Annotated in this window: 20 protein-coding genes; 6 read left to right on the forward strand and 14 right to left on the reverse strand. The window is 49.1% G+C overall.

Annotated features, from left to right (window positions below; translation table 11 throughout):
* The first annotated feature begins 5 nt into the window (after positions 1-5).
* Positions 6-5,645, forward strand: coding sequence for a glycerophosphodiester phosphodiesterase family protein (locus D3P07_RS02270; RefSeq protein WP_182914147.1), 5,640 nt, complete (start codon positions 6-8; stop codon positions 5,643-5,645).
* Between the two features lie 123 nt (positions 5,646-5,768).
* Here the strand turns inward: D3P07_RS02270 and D3P07_RS27395 are convergent, their stop codons facing one another.
* The 8 genes from D3P07_RS27395 to D3P07_RS02310 all read right to left on the reverse strand — a co-directional run bounded on the left by D3P07_RS27395 (position 5,769) and on the right by D3P07_RS02310 (position 12,229).
* A complete protein-coding gene (locus D3P07_RS27395) occupies positions 5,769-5,903 on the reverse strand; it encodes a hypothetical protein (RefSeq protein WP_259391301.1) in 135 nt (44 codons plus the stop codon).
* A gap of 163 nt (positions 5,904-6,066) precedes the next feature.
* Positions 6,067-6,996: a VanW family protein gene (locus D3P07_RS02275; RefSeq protein ID WP_119798452.1), complete on the reverse strand. Its 930-nt coding sequence runs from the start codon at positions 6,994-6,996 to the stop codon at positions 6,067-6,069.
* Between the two features lie 144 nt (positions 6,997-7,140).
* Entirely contained in the window at positions 7,141-7,494 is a 354-nt protein-coding gene (locus tag D3P07_RS02280; RefSeq protein WP_119798948.1) for a hypothetical protein, read from the reverse strand.
* A 60-nt stretch (positions 7,495-7,554) separates the two neighbouring features.
* Positions 7,555-9,843 carry a right-handed parallel beta-helix repeat-containing protein gene (locus tag D3P07_RS02285; RefSeq protein WP_119798453.1) on the reverse strand — a complete coding sequence of 763 codons (2,289 nt, stop codon included), beginning with the start codon at positions 9,841-9,843 and terminating at the stop codon, positions 7,555-7,557.
* A gap of 164 nt (positions 9,844-10,007) precedes the next feature.
* Positions 10,008-10,241: a hypothetical protein gene (locus D3P07_RS02290; RefSeq protein ID WP_119798454.1), complete on the reverse strand. Its 234-nt coding sequence runs from the start codon at positions 10,239-10,241 to the stop codon at positions 10,008-10,010.
* A 365-nt stretch (positions 10,242-10,606) separates the two neighbouring features.
* Positions 10,607-11,203, reverse strand: a complete 597-nt coding sequence (locus tag D3P07_RS02300; protein ID WP_119798456.1) for a hypothetical protein — start codon at positions 11,201-11,203, stop codon at positions 10,607-10,609.
* A gap of 25 nt (positions 11,204-11,228) precedes the next feature.
* Positions 11,229-11,570 carry a hypothetical protein gene (locus D3P07_RS02305; protein ID WP_119798457.1) on the reverse strand — a complete coding sequence of 114 codons (342 nt, stop codon included), beginning with the start codon at positions 11,568-11,570 and terminating at the stop codon, positions 11,229-11,231.
* A 17-nt stretch (positions 11,571-11,587) separates the two neighbouring features.
* A complete protein-coding gene (locus tag D3P07_RS02310) occupies positions 11,588-12,229 on the reverse strand; it encodes a DUF3885 domain-containing protein (RefSeq protein ID WP_182914148.1) in 642 nt (213 codons plus the stop codon).
* Between the two features lie 242 nt (positions 12,230-12,471).
* On the opposite strand from D3P07_RS02310, the gene D3P07_RS02315 reads away from it, so the two are divergent.
* Both D3P07_RS02315 and D3P07_RS02320 read left to right on the forward strand, forming a co-directional pair.
* On the forward strand, positions 12,472-13,053 hold the full coding sequence (locus D3P07_RS02315; protein ID WP_119798459.1) for a TetR/AcrR family transcriptional regulator: 582 nt from the start codon (positions 12,472-12,474) through the stop codon (positions 13,051-13,053).
* Between the two features lie 25 nt (positions 13,054-13,078).
* Entirely contained in the window at positions 13,079-14,281 is a 1,203-nt protein-coding gene (locus tag D3P07_RS02320) for an MFS transporter (RefSeq protein ID WP_119798460.1), read from the forward strand.
* A 99-nt stretch (positions 14,282-14,380) separates the two neighbouring features.
* Here the strand turns inward: D3P07_RS02320 and D3P07_RS02325 are convergent, their stop codons facing one another.
* Genes D3P07_RS02325 through D3P07_RS26830 form a run of 3 tightly spaced genes read right to left on the reverse strand, consistent with a single transcriptional unit; the run spans position 14,381 to position 15,570 of the window.
* Positions 14,381-14,830, reverse strand: a complete 450-nt coding sequence (locus tag D3P07_RS02325) for a hypothetical protein (protein WP_119798461.1) — start codon at positions 14,828-14,830, stop codon at positions 14,381-14,383.
* A 4-nt stretch (positions 14,831-14,834) separates the two neighbouring features.
* A complete protein-coding gene (locus D3P07_RS26825; RefSeq protein ID WP_182914149.1) occupies positions 14,835-15,227 on the reverse strand; it encodes an HAD family hydrolase in 393 nt (130 codons plus the stop codon).
* Positions 15,157-15,570, reverse strand: coding sequence for an HAD family hydrolase (locus tag D3P07_RS26830; RefSeq protein ID WP_182914150.1), 414 nt, complete (start codon positions 15,568-15,570; stop codon positions 15,157-15,159). Before D3P07_RS26830 ends, D3P07_RS26825 begins: the two co-directional genes overlap by 71 nt.
* Positions 15,571-15,818: 248 nt before the next feature.
* On the opposite strand from D3P07_RS26830, the gene D3P07_RS02335 reads away from it, so the two are divergent.
* The 3 genes from D3P07_RS02335 (at position 15,819) to D3P07_RS02345 (ending at position 18,593) form a co-directional block, all read left to right on the forward strand.
* The gene (locus D3P07_RS02335; RefSeq protein ID WP_119798463.1) at positions 15,819-16,373 is read left to right on the forward strand and encodes a pyridoxamine 5'-phosphate oxidase family protein; all 555 of its coding nucleotides are present in this window, start codon (positions 15,819-15,821) and stop codon (positions 16,371-16,373) included.
* A gap of 111 nt (positions 16,374-16,484) precedes the next feature.
* Positions 16,485-17,912, forward strand: a complete 1,428-nt coding sequence (gene pdxR / locus D3P07_RS02340; RefSeq protein WP_119798464.1) for a MocR-like pyridoxine biosynthesis transcription factor PdxR — start codon at positions 16,485-16,487, stop codon at positions 17,910-17,912.
* 258 nt (positions 17,913-18,170) lie between these two features.
* Positions 18,171-18,593, forward strand: a complete 423-nt coding sequence (locus D3P07_RS02345; protein WP_119798465.1) for a hypothetical protein — start codon at positions 18,171-18,173, stop codon at positions 18,591-18,593.
* A 126-nt stretch (positions 18,594-18,719) separates the two neighbouring features.
* Here D3P07_RS02345 and serA read toward each other — a convergent pair whose 3' ends face one another.
* The 3 genes from serA to D3P07_RS02365 all read right to left on the reverse strand — a co-directional run bounded on the left by serA (position 18,720) and on the right by D3P07_RS02365 (position 22,828).
* Positions 18,720-20,312 carry a phosphoglycerate dehydrogenase gene (gene serA, locus D3P07_RS02350; protein WP_119798466.1) on the reverse strand — a complete coding sequence of 531 codons (1,593 nt, stop codon included), beginning with the start codon at positions 20,310-20,312 and terminating at the stop codon, positions 18,720-18,722.
* A 1,188-nt stretch (positions 20,313-21,500) separates the two neighbouring features.
* Positions 21,501-21,989, reverse strand: a complete 489-nt coding sequence (locus D3P07_RS02360) for a GbsR/MarR family transcriptional regulator (RefSeq protein ID WP_182914151.1) — start codon at positions 21,987-21,989, stop codon at positions 21,501-21,503.
* On the reverse strand, positions 21,986-22,828 hold the full coding sequence (locus D3P07_RS02365) for an alpha/beta fold hydrolase (RefSeq protein WP_119798468.1): 843 nt from the start codon (positions 22,826-22,828) through the stop codon (positions 21,986-21,988). The genes D3P07_RS02360 and D3P07_RS02365 overlap by 4 nt, the downstream gene beginning before the upstream one ends.
* Between the last annotated feature and the right edge of the window lie 256 nt (positions 22,829-23,084).

The raw sequence follows: 23,084 nt of genomic DNA on the forward strand, positions 1-23,084 counted from the left end.
AATTCATGAGACGAGCTTCAAAGCTGCTGTCCGCCATCATTTGTATGACCTTGCTGTGCGGATTGCTGCCGCCTATGCAGTCGATAAGAGCTGAGGACTTCCCGGTGGCTGACCATCTGGCTACAGAAGCAGACAACAGCCCGCAGGAAGACGAGCTGGAGGAAGGGGCGCAGCAGGAGTCTGACGAGCTTGCCGAAGACAGCGGTGATACCGAGCCGGTTGAGACGGAGGCTCCAGCAGATGAAGAAGGAACCGACGGTTCAGAGGAATCCGGCCAGCCGGAGGAAGGGAATCAAGAGGAAGCAGCTGAGCTTGCGGCAGCAGCGCCTCTGGAACGCCAGGCGCTATCCGTACCGAAAACCGATTATGCGCCTGTCATTGACGGCAAGCTCGATGATATGAATTGGAGCCTGGACCAGCCGATCGAGCGGCTGCCTGGCGGCGTGCTGCCTGAGGATGCGCCTGGTGCTCCGCTGGCGAGCTTCGGCGCGCTGTGGGATCAGCAATACTTATATGTAGGCGTACGCATTGAAGACGATACGCCGCTTGCACAGCAATCCGGCTATTGGTTCGACCAGGACAGCGTCAGCCTGTTCGTCGATCCGTCGCTGCACCGCTCCTCCCCGTTCGCTGCGAACGATATGCAGGCGGGCTTCATCTTCCGCGAGCAATCCGCGACGCCTCAATTCAGCTTCGGCGCAGCGCTCTCGAATCATGCGGGCAAGGACGACAAGGGCATCATGCGCGCCATGAGCAAGACGGACAGCGGCTGGGAGCTGGAGGTCGCGATCAGCTGGGAGCTGCTGCAATTCGACCCGCAGCTCTCCCGAGAGCTAGGTCTGGAGATCGGCGTCACTGACCGATTCGGCGAGGACACCGCGATGCAGCGTTCCGCTTATTGGAGCGCATATGAATCATCGTCCTTCTGGAACGATACGAGCGGTTACGGCACTTTGACCTTATCCGATGACATCGTCTCGGGCCCATCCGATCCGATCCTGCTGCAAGAAAGCTTTGACAGCATCCCGGACGGTGAGCTGCCTGCGGACTGGATCTCCGATGTGAATGCCGGCAGTCCGCCATTCAGCGTCAGCAACGGCAGGCTTGAGCTGGAGGGCAACGCTTCCGGCGCACAATCCCGAGTGACAGCGCCTGTACAGTGGGACAATTACACGGTCGAAGCTGACCTGCAATTCCATAGCGTGCTGAATGCGGCGAGATGGGCATCGCTCATCTTCCGCGGAACAACGGAAGGCAAGCAGCCATACAACCAGATGGCAATCCGCCAGAACGGCAGCTATGAAGTTGCTTACCGCAAGCCGGATAACGGATGGTCCGTCATCGCTTCCGGGCCATGGCAGCCGCTTGCTCTGAATGAAAACTATACGATGAAGGTTCGCGTATTCGGCGACAACGTCAAGGAATATATTAAGCCGGCAGCCTCGGATGAATATGTCCAGCTCATAGACCGAAGCTTCTCCCAAGATCTATTGAAGCGTGGCAAGATTGGCTTTCAGGTAGACCAGGCGCATGTCTCCTTCGACAATCTGGTCGTCACGCGCCTTACAGCGGAGACCATCAACCTGACGCTGCCGCCACAGCTTGAGGCGCTGAGCGGGCCTGTAGCGTTCACAGCCACCATCGACTACTCGGACGGCATAAGCGAGCCGGTTGATCCCGCGAAGCTGAAGCTGTATTCCTCCGACGAGAGCATCTTGAAGGTTGTCGGCGGCCAGCTATATCCGATCCGCGAAGGCACAGCAACCGTAACGGCGGTATATGCCAATGCGGAAGCTGCCTATGAGGTAAGCGTAAGCGAATCGCAGACAGGTGCCAAGGTAGTATCGATGAAGCATGAGCAAGGCTTTGAGCTGGCGACTGTCGGCACGCCTGTAGAGCTGGCCTATTGGTCCTTCCAGGCAGAACGCAGCGACTTCACATCAGGCACTGTACAAGGCGGTGAACTGGAGTGGATGGCAGAAGGCGATGGAGTCGAGATCGCCGAGGGCAAGCTGCATGTGAAGAGCAGCGGCGTACACCGGGTAACCGGCTCCATTGACGGTGTCTCCATTACCTTGCTGGTCGTAGCGAAGAAGCAGGACGAAGTAAGCTACGTGCTCTATGAAAACAACTTCGATCGGCTTGCGGACGGGTCGATGCCAGAGGGCTGGACCCGCAAGGAAGGCACGACAGCTTCCCGCGCAACGGTGAGAGACGGCGCATTCGAGCTTCATGCATCCGCAGCGCCCGACAATCCTTCACGCGTATTGCTCCCGGATTATCTGGGTTTGTTCGGCGATTACAAGATCGAAGCCGATGTCACCCATCTGAACGCGAATGATACGGCGAGATGGCACTCCATCATGTTCCGCATTCAGAATGGAGATTATCCGTATTATCAAATGGCCGTCCGTCAGGACGCCACCGCAGCGAACGGCATAGAATTCGCTGAGCGCAATCCGGCGAACGGCTGGTCCATTCTGGACAAAGGCCCGTTCAAGGAGCGGATCGACGCCAGCAAGATGTACCATTATACCGTCGTGGCAAAAGGAAACCGCGTGCAGGAATGGATCAACGACTCGCTAATCATCGATACCGACTCCGCCGCCGCATATGCCAAGGGACATATCGGACTCCAGTCGAACGGTAGCGTCATGAGAGTCGACAATCTGAAGGTCACGCTCCAGCTGGAGGAATTGCCTCCCATGCCGGCTGACCGGTTCGCAGACGTCTATGAGCCTGATACGAAGATTGTGATGGGACCCACTATCGTAACCGAGCTGACCAATGCCGAGGGGCTCTCTCTCTTGTCCGGGTCCGCCACTCCGGCAACCGTCATCCTTCATGTAGACGAGAAGCTGAATGTCGTGGCCCCATCTAATCTGAATACCGTTCTGTCGGATGTTCCGTCGGTCATGGAGCTGATCGAGGGCAAGATCATTCCTGCTTTCTATGTCCATTCGGAGAAAGCAGCAGACGCAATAGCCGCCTATGCCGAAGCAAACGGCTTGGAGGATGCGTTCGTCATCTCTGATCATGGCGAGTGGATCTCTCGCGTAAGAGCGGCAGTACCGATGGTGCGCGGCATTCTGGACTTCAGCTCGGCGACTGTAACGAAGGATTCGCTGCTTGCTATTCGCCGTGAGACGACCATCAGCGGTTCCAAAATCGCCATCTTGCCGCAAGCGGCAGCAACCAAAGGGCATGTCGAATACTTGCAGCAGCGTACCATCGTCGTCTGGACAAAGGAAAAGGCTGCAAGCGCCGATCGCTCGCTTGCGATGCATGAGCTGATCGCAACCGGCACGAACGGCATTCTGACCGGAGCGCCGGAAGCCGCATTTGACGCGCTGGCGGTCTATAGTAATGCGACAACCCTCATCCGCAAGCCGTATATTATCGGCCATCGCGGCATGCCGTCGAGGTCGCCGGAGAATACCATCGAAAGCAATCTGATGGCATACGAGAACGGCGCCGATTATATCGAAAACGATATGTACGTCACATCCGACGACCATCTGGTCATTATCCACGATTCTGTCTTACAGAATACAACGAACGGAACAGGCAACGTAGAGAGCTTTACATTAGAGGAGATTAAAAAACTAAACGCCAACAAGCCATACCCGAACGGCTTCCCGGACGTCAAGGTACCGACGCTGGAGGAGCAGATCGAGCTGGCTAGAGACAAAGGCATTATGGTGTATGCCGAGATCAAGACAGCTAATCCAAGGGCGGTTGACGTCCTCGTGGAGCTCATTGAGGAACAGAATGCCGAAGACTTGATTAATGTAATGGCCTTCCACTCTTCGCAGCTGCGCCTGTTCTCGGAGAAGCTTCCCGGCATGCCTGTAGGCTTGCTCGTCGGCAGCGGCTCGGAGACTGACATCAACGTCGGCAAAGCCTTGCGTGACACGATTCGCACGACCCAATCACTGAACTCGACCTATAATGCAGGCTTTATCGGCATGGGACCTGCCTATATGGAAGCATCGAAGCATCGAGGCATTATTATTTCGCCTTGGACGATCAACGGTCTGGCGGATTACACGGACTTCTTCCTGCGTGGAGCCTTCGGTATCACAACGGATTACGCTTATTATTCCGCAGATTGGAACGTCGCTCTGAAAGCCAAACAGCAAAGCTATTCCTTGAAACGTAATGAAGGGCTGACACTGACGGCAATCGCAGAAACATATAAGCGTACAAACAGTGAAGTCGTGCCTGACATCGTGTGGCTGCAAGGTGAAGAGCTGTTCGAAGCGGCAGGCAACACATTAAAGGCTCAAAAATCGGGCACAGCCTCACTGTTGCTCCGCTATACGACGCATCTGGACAGCGGAGAGGCGTATGATCTCTACACCGCACCTATTCATATCACTGTTGTTCAATCATCCGGCAACGGCGGCGGTGGCGGCGGACAAACAGGCGAAGAGACAGGTACGGCTGGATGCGAGGTTCTGCCCGCAGCAGGCTCTTCCGTGAGTTTGACGATCTCTGAAGGTGGAGCTGCTTGCGAACAAGCCGTACGCGAAGCGCTTCAATCCGCTGCAAGCGTACATGTGCAATTCAAAGGGGACACTTGGCGTATAGCTGCAGACGCATGGACAGAGTCGTCCCGGACGAAAAACGGCACATTATCCGTAAGCAACGAATGGGCGACTTACCGTATTCCGGCTGCCGTGTGGAATCCGAAGCTGTGGACATCCATCTCCGGCGTTGATCCAAGCGCGCTTCAAGTTCGCTTCAGCATCAAAAAGGCAACGAATGAAGAACATGAATCGGCGCTGAAAGCTGTAGAGCAAGCTGGCGGCAAGCTGCTGAGCAAAGTCATTGCCTTCGAGATTGAGCTTGTGGATGAAGCCGGCAAGGCATGGCCTGTACCGCTCGGCACGGCATACGCCACCCGCGACATTGCGTTCAAGACGTCTGGCGATGCCGAGCATACGACCGCTCTGCAATTCATGCCGAATACAGGCGAGCTGCAATTTGTCCCGTCTCGCTTTTCATTCGAGGGGGATAAGGCAATCGCCCACATGAAGCGCAACGGCAACAGCATTTACTTAATCGCGGCTTACGACAAATCATTCGCGGATACGAACGGTCATTGGGCACAACAGGACATCGAGCTCGCGGCGAACAAAGGACTGATCAACGGTGTCAGCAGCGATCAGTTCCTGCCTGAACGCAGCATTACACGCGCCGAGTTCGCGTCTATGCTTGTACGGGCGCTTGGTCTCGCCGACGGTACGGCCGATCGCACCTTCTCCGACGTACCGGCTGACCGCTGGTATGCGCGAGACGTTGCCGCAGCCGTGAAGGCTGGCGTGATCAAAGGCTACGGGGATCATACCTTCCGTCCAGAGCAACTGATTACTAGAGAAGATCAGGCTGCGATGCTGATTCGCGCACTTACCTACGCTGGCGCTTCTGTACCGGCAATGGAGCACGCGGAGTCGCTTCTGCAACAGCAATTCAAGGACGCTGACGGCATTGTTTGGGCGCATGAAGAGCTAGCCGCAGCTGTGAAGCTGGGCCTGTTGAAGGGCATGCAAGGCGATATCCTTCAAGCTGACCGCCACTCGACGAGAGCGCAATCCGCTGCACTGCTTGTTCGATTCTTGACGATAGCGGTATTCATCTGAATCTAATACGAAGGGGCTGCGCGAGGTCGAAATGACCATCCGGGCAGCCCCTTTTTTTATGTAAGAAGAGCTTTCAAATCCTTAATCTGCCCGGTATGCCGCTGCTCATGCATATAGAGCAGCTCAATCCATTGAGATGCTCCATGTATCCACTTGTGCTAACTGGTTGAATTTAATTTCATTGAGCGTCGAGATTTCATTCATCAACCCTTCTCTGGCTGTACTCAGATGATGCTCATAACGCTGGATAAGGTCCACATTATTACCTCCCATGACATTAACGATCTCAACTCCTATTATTGAACATGGTATTAAGACTTGGTACTAATTATGCAGCTAATTAGTCCACGTAACAAAAAAGAGTTGCAGAGCGGACGCTCTGCAACTCTTTCCTATGTCTTCCTGTTTTGCTGGCAAACCCTTATTCAACGATAACTCTTCTCTCATCCATCCTTACTTCCTCAGGCAGCTTCCGCGACGCGCCGGGCACCTCCCGCGGCTGCAGCTCCAGAAGCTCCGAGGAATGGATCGAGATGCTGGCCGTTCCCGAGCCCGCATAGGCACGGATCAAGATCGGATGATCGTAGCGGTTCTCAAAGACAAAATCAGGCCCATACCAGCTCACCGTCGCATCACGCCCGGCAGGCACATAATGCACACTTCGGCTATGCGAATACCGCTCGACGATCGTAAGCCCCGCCCGGTCGACTGCATTGAACAGCGTAGAGGAGATCTGGCAGATGCCGCCCCCGATATCCTCGTACATCTCGCCTCTGACAATGACAGGCGCGCGAAGATATCCTTTCTCCTTCGTTCGCATGCCGACAGTCTGATTGAACGAAAACCGCTCGCCGGGAAAAACAACATGATTATTAATCGCCTGCGCCGCCAGCGCGATATTCGAGGAGCGATTGCGGTTGCGGCTATTGTAATAGGTCGCGTATTGTCCGATCTGTCTAACCTTGATGCCTGACAGAACCTCGCTGTCAACACGTGGATAGTTACGGCGCAGCGGAATCTCCAGCCTAAGCGGCTCGCCTTCCAGCATATAGCCGTAAAACAATCGCTTGAATGCGTTGCGCTCCAGCTTAAGCCCCGGCTGCTCCGGCACAATGCGCCCCGCCCCATCCAGCGTCGCATTCACCGGCTCGCGCTCCACCTTGGCCGCGATGCTATCCATTAGCTTGTTCAGTCGATCTTCATTCACAAGCGGTCCGACCGGCAACGGATACGAATAGTCGGACATGAGCACATCGTCCTTCACGACTTCCCCGCGAGATTCGATGGTCAGATTCGGATAAACCCATTGATGCAGCGCAATCAGAACGGCCAGCAGCCCATTCCATCCCATACAAGTCCAACTCCCGATTGTTAAGGTAACCGGAATAGTATGCGATAGTTTCAGCCGCTCCATTCGTTCCGCTCAAATTTTGCACAAAACTAAAGGCATCCTCGTCCGCATCAAAGCGGTTTTGGATGCCCTTTGTTCATAACGTTACCTCTTATCGATCTGCAATAAAGTCACATGCTTCGTCACAAATGTATCCTTCAGCTGATCCTCTGTAATCACCTTCAGCTTGAGCAGACTGGCAATACGGGACAGGTCCGGCTTGGATAATAGCCGCCACAATTGCGGGTCGGGAAGCGCCTCCGACAGGCGCGTATCATTATATTCCTTCCGCTCCTGCTTCACCAGCTTTACCTGGAAGTTGCCGACCGTCGCCTCGGTGACACCCTGCTCCTCGTAATACGCCAATATTTCAGTGCGCAGCTCCTGAAGCTCCTGCTCAATCTCCTTTTGCTTGCTCTTAAGCTGAAAATAACGGCCCACTTGACGGTTCACCTTCATCATCACGCTCCCTCTATACGCCATATATATGCGCTTCGAGAAGGATCTAGCATCGTGACGTTATTGTGCTTCCGGCTGTGTCGTCCCGCTTGCCGGAATCGCGCTCGTGCTTGGGGTGAGGAGCTCATTTTGATGAACGGCATCATTTTCTTTAAGCGCGAGCTTCGCGTTGGTCAGCTTGTTGTTCTCTACCGTATAGGCAGGCGCATCTATGCCCGCATAGGCTGTGGAGATGCCGATCGCCGGAATATTGGTGATGATCTCATTGCCGCGGATGATAGCAGCCAAGATATCATGCTTGTCGTTCCGCTTCCAGTAGTCGTTCAGCTTTATGATTTCAATCTTGTCCGAGGTAAGCGCGTTTCCTGTAATGGTATTGTTTTCAATCACGACATTTTTGGCCGACTGGACATTGACCGCTTGCGTATTGCCCAACAGGTTGAAGGTGGAGTTCTTCACTGTCAGATCCAGCTTCGCATGGTCGGCAGAGATACCGGTCCAAGCCGACTTGCTCAGGTTGAAGGTACAATTGTTGAAGACATACTTCCCGGCTAGGCTGACACCGATTGAGCCATGGCTTGCGCCCTCGGCACCTGAGAATTCGCAGTTGTTGTACGTCGCAGGCGGCAGCGACACGCCATAGGTCGAGTTGAAGCCGCGTACCTTCAGATTGTTAATAATACTTCCCGGCTCAATACCTCCTGTGACTGTTCGCAGTGAGGATTCCCCAGTAATCGTAATATTGTCTAGCCGAAGTTTCTTGCCCCATAAGGCCAGGCCGGACTCCAGCTTCTTGTCCTTGCTCGTAATCGTAACATTCGATACCTTGATTCCGAAGGCGTCTTTGGACGACAGCGACAAGACTGCATCAGTCAGTGCCATCCCGTCAATCGTCACGTTCGTGCCGATAAAGGAAGCCAGTGCCCGATCCACCCGGTTGCCGATAAACGTAGCATTATGATATGCCAGGATACGCGCCCCGTCGAAATGATTATTTTGAATAACGGCTCCTTCGAACGGTTCCGATATGGCAAGTCCAATAACGCCCTTGGAGCGCATCCGATTGCCTTCAACCAACGCGCCTGCGCCATCGTATAGGATAAGATCGTAGGACGCATTGCTGTGAAAGTCATTGTCTTTGATATAGATATTGCTGTTGAAATGGCCGTTATAATGATAGCCGCCTTCCACATCGATGCCGGATTGAGGCAGCGTACCCTTCATATGATGCAGCTCGTTATTTTGGATAAGTACCCTGTCGGCTCCGCCTACGGTGATACCCTGCCTCCGGTTGTAGGCGAACTCCGAATTTCTCACGACGATATCGGAGCTGACCGTCCGGCTCCATAGCTCAATATAGGCATCCTTGCTGTCGGCCTTTTGGAAAATAAGATGTACGCTCGCGGCTTTATTCGGAATGGCGATCGTCTCCCGCACTTTCTTGCCCTTCATCAGCTCGACGAACTTGCCTGACTTGTCCAGGAAAACAAGGTCGAACGTGCCGGGAAGCTTGATATTGTTTGTAATCTCAAACTTTTTTTGCGACAGCAGCAGTGAATGGTTGAGGCTGATCGGCTTCTTCGTTCTGATCTTTTGCTTATTCGCGACTGCCTTCCCCTTATCATTAAATTCTCCCGATACGAAGCTGGCGGCATATAAGTCCATAATCAGCTTGCCATGTCCGCCGATCATAAGGCCGTCACCTGTGAACTCTGTTGCCTTCACTCCATCGATCGTAACGGCGTTGGCGCCTTCAATCGCAATCCCATAACCGCTCTCATGTGTACCTGCAGAATGCACGCTGTCTTTCTTTTTAAAATCATGCGTTCCCTTGTCCCCCTTATAGCTGCCGCCTCTCAGCACGACGTTCTGAACGCCGACTCCGATATAGAACGTATGGTAAAACTCCTTGGCGTTCGTCTCCTTCTGAATGACGACATCGTTCGGAAGATCGAAGATCAGGTTGCTCACCATGTTAATGTAGCTGTTTTTGTCTATGAGATAAGTGCCCTTGGGCAAAGTGACTGACTGGATTTTATTTTTGTTCGCCCATTGCAGCGCCTTGTTAATGCCTTTCGTCGTCTCAATTGGCTTTGTCCCATCATTGTGGATGCCCCACTTCTTCAAGTCAATCACTTGCGGCGTCAGCTTCACATCGGCCAGCGGAGCTCCGACCGGAAGTTCGCCTTGCGCAATGGCATGGCTGGCTTTGCTCGTATCGCTCGACGCAGCAGCTTCCAGCAAATGGGCATTAGATGCAAGCGCCCTTGTGAACCACGCACCTGCTCCAGCCTGTGACCATAGCGAAACCTGTATCGCAATGAGCACGCTCCAAACTATCCATTTCATCGTAATCCTCCCAGCTTAGCGGTATATTTTATCAGAATAGACATAACCGCCCACTTTAACTATAGCAGGATTGTAGTTCTTGATAAAGAACATATAGACCTAATTTCAGGAGTGCCACATCATGAATCAATCACAGGTGATCGCACAGCTTTACTTTACGCTTTTCACTTATTGTCCTTCTCATTGCCTCTTTTGAAGTTCCCTGTAGCCTTAGCCATAATAAGCTGGGCTTCCTTATGTTCTTTGCCCTCGATGGCTTTCAGAAACTTCTCGCTCGCCTTTCCAGAGAGAATGGTAACTTGCTTCCCCTGCCAGTAAATGAACACTTTATTGTCTTTGCTCGCTTTATATGTGAACACTTCTTCACTTAATCTATTCCGCTTGTCAATGTTGCTCATATGAATACCGCCATTCTTATATATTGAAAAACGAAGTTACTATGCCGAGTGCTCGAATTTCAATGGACTCGCCATCTTCGAAAGTAATTCGGCGAGTAAATTCCGTGTAAAATCCGGTGTTTCTCGTATGGCCAGAGTTCTTCGTAATGATCTTCTCCTTGCTGTCTATGATTTGTTTGCATGCTCTCAGACTACCGTCATATGTACAATAAATGCCGTGCTCCCTCTCCAACCATTTAGCAAACCTCACATCATCAAAACCGGGATTCGTGAACACTAATATAATCAATGTCAACAAAATGAAGCCAAAGGTTAATTTCACTTTTCTGTTCATGTTCCCTCCGATCCATGGTAGTAAAGACGGATCAATACTCAAACCATCTTTTCATTTGTTCTCTTACCGAATCTGCTATTTTATTATCTCTCTTGCCAATCCATCTGTGCAGAGGTCCATCTATAAAGTCATGTAGGTGTTCTACTGATTTATCAAGACTTGTTACAAGCTCTTTATGATCATATTCAATTGGCAAATAACCCTTGCTTACGCATGCCTCCGGGTCATCTGGCCAAATAAATGCTTTATCCCCTTCATAAGTAATACTAGGAAAAGGATCATGTCCCAGCCATGGACTTTGTTTATCCGTAATTGAAAGTAAAATATCCGAGACCTGTTCCAAACCACAACAACAGCTCGGCAGAATAAGGCTCTGCTCATCTTGAAAAAAAGCAATCCCGCCAGAAAGAGCAACTTCCTCTTGCTTTAATAATTCACTGAACGACTTCTGGAATGACTGATTAACAGGGATATGATTGAAACCAAATAAAAGGATGAGAAATAACTCAACATCATGATCGTTGGATTCAGAGGATAAACAAATAAACTCTCTTCGTATGACTTCGCTGGTGATCCATTCAGGTTGATCATAGTAAGGGTCCATAACTACTGGTTTTGTGTATGGCATTTATCCATTCTCCTTTTAATGCCCATCACTTGTTGAAAAACATATTCAATATCCCGACAGCGTGGATATTGACGGATTCTCCGTCCAGGTTCTTATAATGATCTCTGTAGATCGTGTAAAGTCCTGTGTTTTTTACCCCTCTGGATCTCCAGTCGATTTCTTCGTTTGTCTCTGCAACTTGTACACAGGAGACTAATTGAACAGGATCATGAGCGCAAAATATCCCATGCTCCTTCTCCAGCCATACGGCGTACTTCGAGTCATCCGGAAAACCCGGGTTTGTAATAAATAAAATAATGACCGTTACTAGAAGTATTCCGATTGTAACTTTAACTTTTCTGTGCATTTCCCTTTTATGAATCCGCAAGTGTATCTCCTCCGATGCTAAGATTCTTGTCCGAATATCTCGTCAATTTGCTCCCGATCGTAGTAGAGAATCCATTCATTGAACCTGTTATATAGAAAAGTGATATCCTCTTTACGGGACGCAACAATATCGATCCCCCGGTTATCATACATATGGAACACAATACGGCGATCAGGATCAATAAAATATAACCGGTCAACCACAGATTCTTTCTTTTCCGAAAAGCCGCCGATTGCTCCCAGCAGCGAAGCACAATCGACATCCGATACCATACAGCGAACGCCGTACATGATGGAATAGCCTGTTAGCTCGTTTGTGTCTTCATCCAGTGATGGTTCTTTATAGATTTCTTCAATGGCTTGCTGTAATTGGTCGCTTAGAAAGGTCGAGGTGAAGTCCACCATACCTGCCACCTCCCATTCCATCGGCTCGATGGATTCATACGAACCCACCACGATGTAGATGGTCTGGTCCGGCTGAAACAGCGCTTGGAATAACGTGATTGCCCTTTCTTTCACAATGGCAAAATAGGTCTGATCATCGATCGAGGAATCCGATGGCCCCGCTTCAAAACGAATGCCAACCTTAGCGTTATAAAAGACTGGAGGTTCCAGCACAACTCCCGTCAATTGCTGTTCGATAAATGTTTTTATGGACATGCCCTGCCTCCTCCTCAGCATCAGCTTCCTATTTATTGTAAACGAAGCAAGCTATAGCCTCCACACTTTTCGTCAAAAAAGTATTATGCTGCCTCATATGGACAGCGGCATACGCGTCATTTATGAACACTCACCGATTAGGGCATCATTTGGTCATGACCAAGCATTTTCCAGTTGCGATACTTGGTTTTATTTGTTAAGATAACTGACGAACGTTCGTTAATTATTTGGGGGCGGTAAGCATGAAAAGTGATGAAATTAAGGAGGCAGCACTGAAGTACTTCACCATCCATGGTTATGAAGGGGCATCCTTATCCCAGATTGCCGATGAAGTAGGCTTGAAGAAGCAGTCGATTTACGCCCATTTTAAAGGCAAAGACGATCTATTTATGCAAGTGTTGCGGGATGCCAAAGAGACTGAGCTATCTTCGAAGCTTAATTATTTTAGCGAGATTGAAGCGCATCATCCGGAGAAGGATCTGTACGGATTTCTGAAGCTGACCATCGATCTGTTTCAACAGAATGAGCATTTAAAGTTTTGGCTGCGTATGTCCTTTTTCCCGCCGGCCCACCTGGTGAATGCAGTTAGCGAGGAAGTTATCGATATTGAAGACAAGGTTCAAGCGATTCTGGAGAACAAGTTCAAGGACTGGCTTGAAGCTGAAGCCATTGTCGGAATCAATGCCAAATCTCTTACGTTAGCTTTTGTAGGAGTTGTGGATACGATCTTGGTCGAGCTTGTATACGGCAATGATGCGCAGCGGCTGAAGGATAAGCTGGAGGCTTGCTGGTCTGTATTTTGGAGAGGCATTTCACAACACTGATTCTGACACAATGAGGTAGAGAAAGATGAAGAAGAGTATCAATCAACAAAAGGCAGTCTTAATCATACTGCTCAGCAACATTTTTATCGCATTTCTAGGTATTGGGCTTGTCATACCCGTCATGCCTTCCATTATGACAACAATGGATTTGTCGGGCAAAACAATGGGTTACTTGGTTGCCGTATTCGCAGTCGCACAACTCCTGATGTCGCCGATCGCCGGACGATGGGTTGACCGTATCGGCCGCAAAAAAATGATCGTCATCGGCTTATTCATATTCGGCGTTTCAGAACTGATTTTTGGATTAGGCACTCATGTCTATTTGTTATACATTTCAAGGGTTCTTGGAGGTATTAGCGCCGCCTTCATCATGCCAGCCGTTACGGCATACATTGCGGATGTGACGACCATCGAAGACCGTCCGCAAGCGATGGGCTACTTGTCCGCAGCCATCAGTACCGGATTCATCATAGGCCCCGGCATTGGCGGCTTCATTGCGGAATACGGAATTCGTCTGCCGTTCTTTTTTGCAGCGGGAATAGCGTTCCTGGCTTGTATCTTGTCATTCTTCATCTTGAAGGAGACACTCACCAAAGAGCAGATTGCGGAGTTTTCGACTCAGGCTAATCAATCCAGCTTCCTTCGTGATATGAGAAGATCGCTGAAGCCGGTTTTCTTTATCGCATTTCTGATCGTATTCGTACTCGCCTTCGGCTTGTCCGCTTATGAAACGATCTTCAGCCTGTTCTCGGATCACAAGTTCGGCTTCTCTCCTAAGGACATCGCCGCCATCATTACGATAAGCGCGATCTTCGGCGTTGTCGTACAGGTCTTTATGTTCGGCAAAATGGTCGAGAAAATCGGTGAAAAAAGGCTGATCCAGCTCTGCCTTATCGCAGGCGTTATCCTGGCAATACTGTCCACGATGGTTTCTGGTTTCTGGATTGTGCTTGGTGTAACTTGTCTCATCTTCCTCGCTTTTGACTTGCTGCGTCCGGCATTGACGTCCTACTTGTCTAAGGCAGCTGGCAAAGAGCAAGGCTATGTCGCAGGCATGAACTCCACGTATACGAGCCTCGGCAACATTGTTGGACCTGCCATGGGCGGATTGCTGTTCGATATCAATATCAACTATCCGTATCTCTTCTCCGCTGCCGTGATGTTCGTCGGTCTGGCGATAACTATATGGTGGAAGGAAAAACAGATGTCTGCAGGATTTGCGGAGTAAAGCTTGTGGGGGTTGCTTTTTGGGACAGCTTCTAGTGAATAGATGAGGCCTTCCTTTGGATGCATACAGCGCATTCGAAGGAAGGCTTTTTGTATATCCTTATTCTTGAGAACTGCCAGACTCCTGCCCAACAACCTGCTCCGTTACAATCCTGAATTGTGTAATGGAACCAACCAGGTCGGTGACCTCGTCTTTGGACATTCCTTTGGTATCGATCTGAAACGCTCCCGATATCTTTTGTGATTCATTACTTTTCACAGGGGTATTCACTTCTAATGTAATATTACGCTCGACTAACCGTTCCAAAATCTCCTTCGAAATAACGGGTGTCACCGATAAGACGACTACCGATTTCCCGAGCCTGTTCCACACATCAAAAGAATACGATACTCGCGTAATGTCTGGATTATTGCCGTCTAGCGAGGTGGAACTCATGTTAACGACAATGCCATCTTCAACAACTTTATCTTTCTCTCCCGAATTCGTGCAGCCGATCAAAGCTGCGAACATCAATAGACATACAAAAACAAACGTAAGTTTCCTCGTCACTTTATTACGACTCCTTCCTTTCTAGATGATTTGTTGCAAGCAACCTCAGAAGCTCGGGCAGTTCTTTGATCACACCATATGCGAGGCCATCAGCAGGCACAGGCCTCTCCGTCTCATTTAGCCATATAGCTTTCATGCCTAGTTCGGCAGGACCCGCCACATCGTTCCTCCAATTATCGCCGACAAATAGGGTTTCATGAGGCTCCACGGAGAAGTAATCTAGAGCTGATTGATAGATGAGCGGGTGGGGCTTCTCTACCCCGATTTGTTCGGAGATGAAGATGCTCTCTTTTGGGAAAAACACATCATATCCTAATGCCTCGATCTTATTGTACTGCCAGCTGGCCGTCCCGTTGGTTACAATACCTAGATGATAGCTGCCGCATAATAATTGCAAGGTTTTCCGTAATTCCCTCGTTCGGCTTGATATGAATTCTGCTGAATGTCTTGTATCGATCTTCAAAAGTGAACGCGAATTCTGGAGCAATCTCCCTGCCATGGTCTCGCAATGTACGGGTAATTCTCTCGATTCGATATTGTTCCACCGTAATTTCCTGCCGCAGATACAACTGCTCCAGATCCAAATCGTGCTTCCTGTATGCTTCAAATAGCTCATCGATATTCAAGTCCCTGGTTTCCCGAAAATAACGAAAAGCATCCTTCGCGCTCGCTTCCCAATAATGACGGAAGTAAACTAGCGTATCGTCCAGATCAAATAATACCAGTTGGAAGTTACTCATTAACATACTCCGATCTTTTTTCATACTAAATTGTGGATATAATTGTCAATCACTCAAACCCAATATATCATTCCTTTTGTACTAGGCATAGCTAATTATAAGCTATCGATTCGCGAGGCTTCCGTTCATTCTACATCGATATGGATTGCTTCAAACTGATTATTTTGGATATAGCAAACCATCCTAAATCAGCTAGGATTAATTCATAACGATATGTTAATTTGGCAAGAGAGAGGAAGCTACTCCCTATGAGACCCATGATTCATGCACAAAGAAACTGCGAGGATCAGGAAAAGATTGACCTTTTCTTGACGAATACCCGCACTGGCTTATTAGGCTTGGCAGACGGGCCTCAACCCTATGTCGTGCCGTTGAATTACGTTTGGTGGAACAAATGTATTTACTTTCATGGACTAAGCAGCGGCAGAAAGATATCCGTCATCCAGCAAAATAATCATGCTTGTTTTACCGTATTCGAAGAGTTTGGAACCATAACCGATCCCGTCCCTGCGAAAACAGATTCTGCCTACATGAGCGTCATGCTATTCGGACTCGTGGAAAAGGTGAATCAACTGGATGATTCGACAAGTGTTCTTCAACAATTTTTGAACAAGTATGTACCCGGTTATTATAACCGTCCATTATCGAAGGCTCATGTCGGTAAATACCGCTCCTCACTTGATCATCAAGCTGTATCCGTATATCGCCTGCGACCGCACAGCATAACAGCGAAAGAAAACCCGGCAGACGAAGAAAACATGTTTGGTTCGGCGAGATCGTTATCCAATTGCCCGGCTCACTAAATCCCATCAAGCAATCAGTTCGCACTACTTCTAAATTGCAGGAGAGGCACTCTATGTGATAGGATTCGTACAATCTATCATTATACGAGAACCATTGGAGGGGTCAGCCCAATGCTAACCATCAACCGTGACGACAATCGTCCCATATGGCAGCAATTGCTGGATCAAGCTATCCATAACATTACAACAGGAAAGTGGCCGCCAGGCGAGTTGCTGATCCCCTCTCGCGAGCTTGCCCAATTGGTGGGGGTGTCACGTTCGACGATCCAGATTGTATACGAGGAGTTATATAGCCGTGGATATACGATCACTTCACGACGCGGCGGTACAAGAGTTAGTGATTGGACGTACCGTCCTCATGCCTCCAAATCCATCACTTCTCAAGGGCCGCTTCAACCCGATTTGCCAGCCTTGAATGCAACTGCAAGCCACTTGCAGAACTGGCTCCGCGGCAAAGAGAATACCTATGCTGACATCGACTTCAACCCTCATGAGCCTTATTTGGACGACCAATTCCATAAGCAATGGCGGCAATCTTATATACAAGCCTCGTCCGTGCCTGACTTGACTCAATGGGCTTATGGCAATGCCTACGGCTATGAGCCGCTGCGCGAGCAAATTCAAAGCTACTTGTCGCTTGCGCGTGGCATCCATGTACAGATCGACCAAATCCTATTAACTTCAGGGGCCCAGCATAGTCTTGATCTGATCGCCCAAGCGCTCTTGCAAGAAGGAGATACAGTATCGGTGGAAGATCCCGGCTTTCCTGCTGCCTGGATGGCGATGAAATATCGGGGCATGGAGGTCAATCCCGTACCTGTCGATGAGCATGGCCTGCAAGTCGATCATATTGACCCGAGTTCCAAGCTGGTCTTTGTTACCCCTTCGCATCAATGTGCGACGGGTGTCATTATGCCGGAACCGCGCAGGCAGCAATTGCTGCATCTGGCCGCTCAACGCCCTTTTTGGATCATTGAGGATGATTATGACAGCGAATTCCGCTATCGTGGCGACCCGCTTCCAACCTTATTCAGTCAGTTGCCGCAAAATACGTTGTACATGATGAGTTTTTCTAAGATGGTCGCTCCCGGTGTGCGACTATCAGCGATTGTTGGTCCCCGGGAGGCCATCCGCCAAATTGCTCAAGTACAGCAGCTAGTGTATCGGCATCTTCCGATTATGGAGCAAGTTACACTTGCTCATTTTATCGAGCACGGCCACTTTATGCGCCACATGCGCAGAGTCCGCAATGTATACCGACGCCGGCATGAAGCGATGACCAAAGCAATCGCCGCAACCGATCTAGGTCAACGTTTCACGCTAAGCGGAGTAGAAACGGGGCTGCACATGCTGCTTGAAGCCGATGCGTGCTTCAACGAAGAAGCAGTCGCGAATCATGCGCTCCAGCATGGGGTTCGAGTTTATCCGCTTAGCATGTATTGCCTGGCAAGCAATCGAAAGGGATGGGTGCTGGGTTTTGCGAAAGTAGATGAGGCCGCCATAGAAGAAGGCATTTATCGCCTCGCGGAGATGCTTTAAGTAAGCAAAACTTGTCCGATTAAGATTTCTGGCCAGCCTGATAAGAATCATCCGCATCCTATGACTTTCCCGAAATTGCCCATGCATCCATGCGTGGGCTATCAAGCCTGCCATCAATCCCCAAAATGCGCCTCTGCCCCCTAATATCAAAGATCGTTTAAAAGAAGCGAATGAACGCATCGACCAAAATAGTGAAGCCTTATGGCAAAAAGCAAAATGAAATCTCTTCAAATCAGAACAGTTGTAAAGGGGGCAGACATGAAAAAGATTATAATGATACTTTTAGTACTGTGTTCTATTATGACAGGGTGCACAAATAACGAGAAAGTAATCAACTTAGTACAGATAAAAGAATTATTTGAGAAGCATGGGGTTCCTTTAGCAGAACAAGTAGATTTAAATAAGAATAATGTATTTCAAATGATTTTAAATGGTGTCGAGCCTGAATCTTATATTGTCAATGATAAACAAAAAATCAGTATATATGTATATGCGTCCAGTGAAGAAGTTAAGGAAGGAATAAAGGATTTTAAGAATAATACAGCGACAGCGAGTGTGATATCACATAGAAGATATCAAGTGGCAAATGTCTTGATGTTCTATATATCTGAGGGTCTAGGCTATCCTGAAGATGAACGAATTGAAATGGTTTTAAAGGATATGAACTCTCTTGTAGAATGAGGTATTAAAGGGAGACTACAAATTTGATCACATCTTTAACCTTTTTCGTCTTCAAGTGGCCAATAAAATGCCATTCCTTGATACAAAGCAAGCCAATTGTATCTGTCGCCTTACCTCCAAATAAGGCTAATTAAAGTTGATCTCTCGTACACGCTTAATTGCAGGTATTGAGCTTAGTGCTTTCATCACTTGCTCGGGTACTTTCTTATCCACTTTCAAGATCATGACCGCTGAACCGCCAATCTCGGTCCGGCCAACTTGCATCGTAGCAATATTAATGCCGCTTTCCCCGAGCAACATTCCGACATGACCTATGATCCCTGGCTGGTCAAGCTGTGAGATTAACAGGATATAACCTTCCGCTTTGAGTTCTACCGGATAAGGCCCAATACGAATGAGACGTTCGCCGACTCCAGCCAAGGCTGCCCCCGTAACCCATCTTTCTTCCATCGTTGTCTTTAATCGAATCGTAATCTCATCGGCCATGCCTTGGGCAATCAAGGATTTGCGTGTCTTGATCTGGACGCCCCGCTCCTTCGCCATATATAAGGCATTGACCACGTTGACTTGTTCCGGTCCGAGATGATGAGACAATATCCCTTTGAGCGCATAGGGTACAAGTGGCGCAATGTCTGTGTCAGCTAGCCCTCCCGCGCATTCTATCGACACTTCCCTCACAGTGCCATCCGTCATTTGAGCCAGCGACTTGCCCAGTTGATCGCATAAGGTAAAGTAGGGCTGCAGCCTGTTACGAAGCCCGGCCGGAATCGCAGGCATATTAACCGCATGCTGAACCGGCTCGTTACGCAAACAGTGGATAACCTGCTTCGACACAGCTACAGCTACGTTCTCCTGGGCTTCAATCGTAGATGCGCCCAAGTGCGGGGTAACAATGATATTTGGATGAGTAAAAAAGGGATGGCTCGGCTCCGGTGGCTCCTTCTCAAACACGTCAAAAGCAGCCCCGGCCACAATCCCTTCATCAAGCGCTTCGAGCAGGGCGACTTCATCAATAATTCCCCCTCGGGCGCAGTTGATCACACGCATTCCCCGTTTCATTATGCTGAATTGCCGCTTCGCGATCATATGATGCGTGTCGCTCGTTAGCGGCGTATGTACCGTGATGAAATCTGCCTTTCGCATGATCTCATCTATCGGCATAAGCTTGATCCCCAGTTCATCCGCCTTTTCTTCTGTTAGAAAGGGATCATAGCCAATGACGGTCATACTGAATGCCGCGGCGCGTTTGGCAACTTCGATTCCGATACGTCCGAGCCCCAGCACGCCAAGAATCTTGCCTCTCAGTTCAACGCCAAGAAAGGATTTGCGATCCCATGCTCCGGCAACGGTTGTCGAATAAGCTTGCGGGATATGCCGAGCCAATGCCATCATCATCGCAAAGGTATGCTCGCATGTCGTGACCGTATTGCCATTCGGTGCATTGAACACTACAATTCCCCGGATCGTTGCAGCATGCAGATCAATATTGTCAACGCCTACCCCCGCCCGGCCTATGACTTTCAATCGGACCGCAGCTTCCAAGATGCGCTGAGTAACCTTCGTATGAGAACGGACGAGCAGCGCGTCATACGCACCGATGAGGGCTATAAGCTCGTCCTCGCTCAATCCCGTCTTCTTCGTCACTTCCACATCCGCCGCACAAGCCAGCTGCTGCAAACCATAATCGCTAATCGGATCTGATACCAAAACCTTATACATGGGACATCCTCCTTATTTTCCGAGCACGTAACCAGGGGCTGAGCGGAGGCAAAAGTCAAATAGCCCACTCAACCAGTCACTCCTTATCGGAGTTACTTGCTAGTTTATCAAGAGTTGGATTGGAAATGGATATCCAAAATCATCGTTATGAAGCAATCCAAAAAGCAGCTACAACTTAAAATAAAGAAAAAGAGAAGACACTTGTTCCAGTGCCTTCTCTGTTATTAGATTAACTTTTCGGTTTTGCGCTAGACAAGTTTACACCTTTTTTGAATAGCTCTCTAACTTAAAGTCTTCTATGATTTCAATATTTCTCGGCGATGTACATATTCCACAATTTATTTTCCTATGTTTGGAAATAAAATGATGCTATCGAGCTTTTCCAAGGGTACCCACCTGATATCCGATTGGCTAGACCTCCCGCTTCACACCCTCAAATATGGTTTCCCTTATTCGGCCCCGCCACCAGGCAAATTATAATGAGTTCCCTCGTCGTCTTTATATTCCACAAGCAAGATGCAGTTATTTTTTATGATTAAAGCGGTCGGCCTGACTCTTATATGGCAGGGCATGTGCCACCTCTTTTCCTCTAAATCGATAAATAATGATCAAGCCTATTGGATCCAATATTTAGAAATTATCCCCCACATGAAATGTTGAGAAAAATAAATCAACTGATAAAGTACTGCAGCATATAATGCCCCAGTAAGGAGAGACTTTCTATCTCTCCAAGGAGTCAAAAAAATCAATCCAATCGTTATTTGCACTAATGTAATTAAAAAATAAATATTTTCCTCTAAAAAAATAGAATTGCTATAAGTATAGACAAACTGTCTAATTAGTCCATATGAGAAAGCAAAGCCTCCGCCGAATTCAGGCGTCGAACTTCGCGCAATGGCTCTATGCAGAGGCCATCCGACAATAACCCTACACCCTATGGCTCAAAATGAATTCATGTACCTCAGGCTGTGCTTTTGCCTCCCGCTTCTCCCAAACTCCTCGTGGCGAACACCCTTGCCCTTGGCCAATCCGGTAGGCGCTTGCCCACCCCCGCTCGGGACTTTCACTTTAGCGATGACGCCCATACTGGGCTTACAATTAAAAAAGGAACAGCTCATCACTGTTCCTGTTCCTATTAATTAAATCTGAGCGCAACAAAGTTCAATATACGCTATTAATAACTAGTGATTATTTCCCCTGATTATTCGGACCGTTCCACTCTTCGAGCGCATGCTGATGCAGATTTTGCATCATCTCCGACCACTTTTCGAGCTCCTGAAGCTTTGTGTTCCCTGTTTGGCCGGTGCTCTCCATTGCCTGACGACCCTGCTCGACAATTCTGTTAAGCTCCTGGAACCCTTGAATTCGAAGCCGTATCGCGTTAACCCAAGCCTCATCCGACAAAATAAAATAATCCGTTCGATCCTGCGGTTTCTGAGTGATGTCCAACATGCCGATGGTAATCAGCAGGCGAACATTCGTAGAGACGCTGCTTCTGCTCACCTGCAATGTTTTGGATATGGCTTCCGCCGAGATCGGTTCGGAAGCCGTCAGGAGCAGTCCCAATATTCTCCCGCCAATCCGAGGGATTCCGTAACTTTCATAGTACAATCCCATTTTATCAATAAACTTTTGGATACCTGCAGATATCTTCAACTCATCTTGCTTCTCTGTCATAATGAATTCCTCTCCTTCCATATTGGCTTGGCAGTAACGGGACTATGATGGTCAAGAAACGATATCATCAATTGGTTGAACGCTTCCGGATGATCCTGATTGGCGCAGTGCCCTGCATGATCGATCCAGTGAAATTCGCATGCAGGCTCGCGTTCAGCCCACAATGGCGAATTTTTCCTAATATTCCCAGTCTGGTCATGCACTCCGCAAACCAACAGAAACGGTCTCTGGATTCGATAACCTACTTCTTCATGCAGACAGGCCGTCGTCGCCAGGAATATCCTCTTAAAGTCGGCGGCGCCAACCAGATGAAAGCATTCTCGCAAATACTCACGAACATTCGGCTTAACTGAACTGGCACGAGCACTTTGTTCAACCATCGTTTTCCATGGATACATGGACAAGAGTAATGGCGTCAAACTGATAAGCTGCTTTTCCATAAACGAGAGTTTCATGGTGTTGCAGGTGCAATCGATCAGAATCAGGCTTTCCACTCTGTCGGGATGATAGAAGGCGATCTCTTGCGCCGTATTCCCGCCCATGGATTGACCGATAAAAGAGGCTCGTTCTATGCCTTCCCTGTTCATAATAGCCAACATATCCTCAACCAGCAGCTGAATGCTAAAGTCTGCTCCGATCGGTCTGAATTGTCCATGCCCTCTGGCATCCCATAACAGCACTCCGTATCTGTCATCGAGTGCTTGAAGCTGTTCGTCGAACATCCGATGGTCCGCTCCCGCGCCATGCATAAATATTAACCACGGGCCGCGATGTTCAGGAGTAATCCAGTAATGGATCGTGCAGCCATCCTTCTCTATCATTCGAAGTTCCAGCGTCATTGACGTTCCCCCTTAAACCCTTCCACTTTCACTGATTTCAGTATATACTGAAATTAGTGAAATAACAATGTGCCCGCATTGACCACCTGAACGTTGGTAGAGGTCTTTTCAAGTTGACAAATCGCTTCTTCGCCTGCAGAAGGAGCTTCAGGGATGCTTCTATGATCTGCCGAGCAGATCCAAACCCGTCCTCGTGCACGATAACAGTCCCCATTTGCTAAAAGAGCGCATCAACCAACATTTTACTCACTTAAAA

Origin of the sequence: Paenibacillus sp. 1011MAR3C5, from assembly GCF_003591485.1 — a bacterium.
Classification (GTDB): domain Bacteria; phylum Bacillota; class Bacilli; order Paenibacillales; family Paenibacillaceae; genus Pristimantibacillus.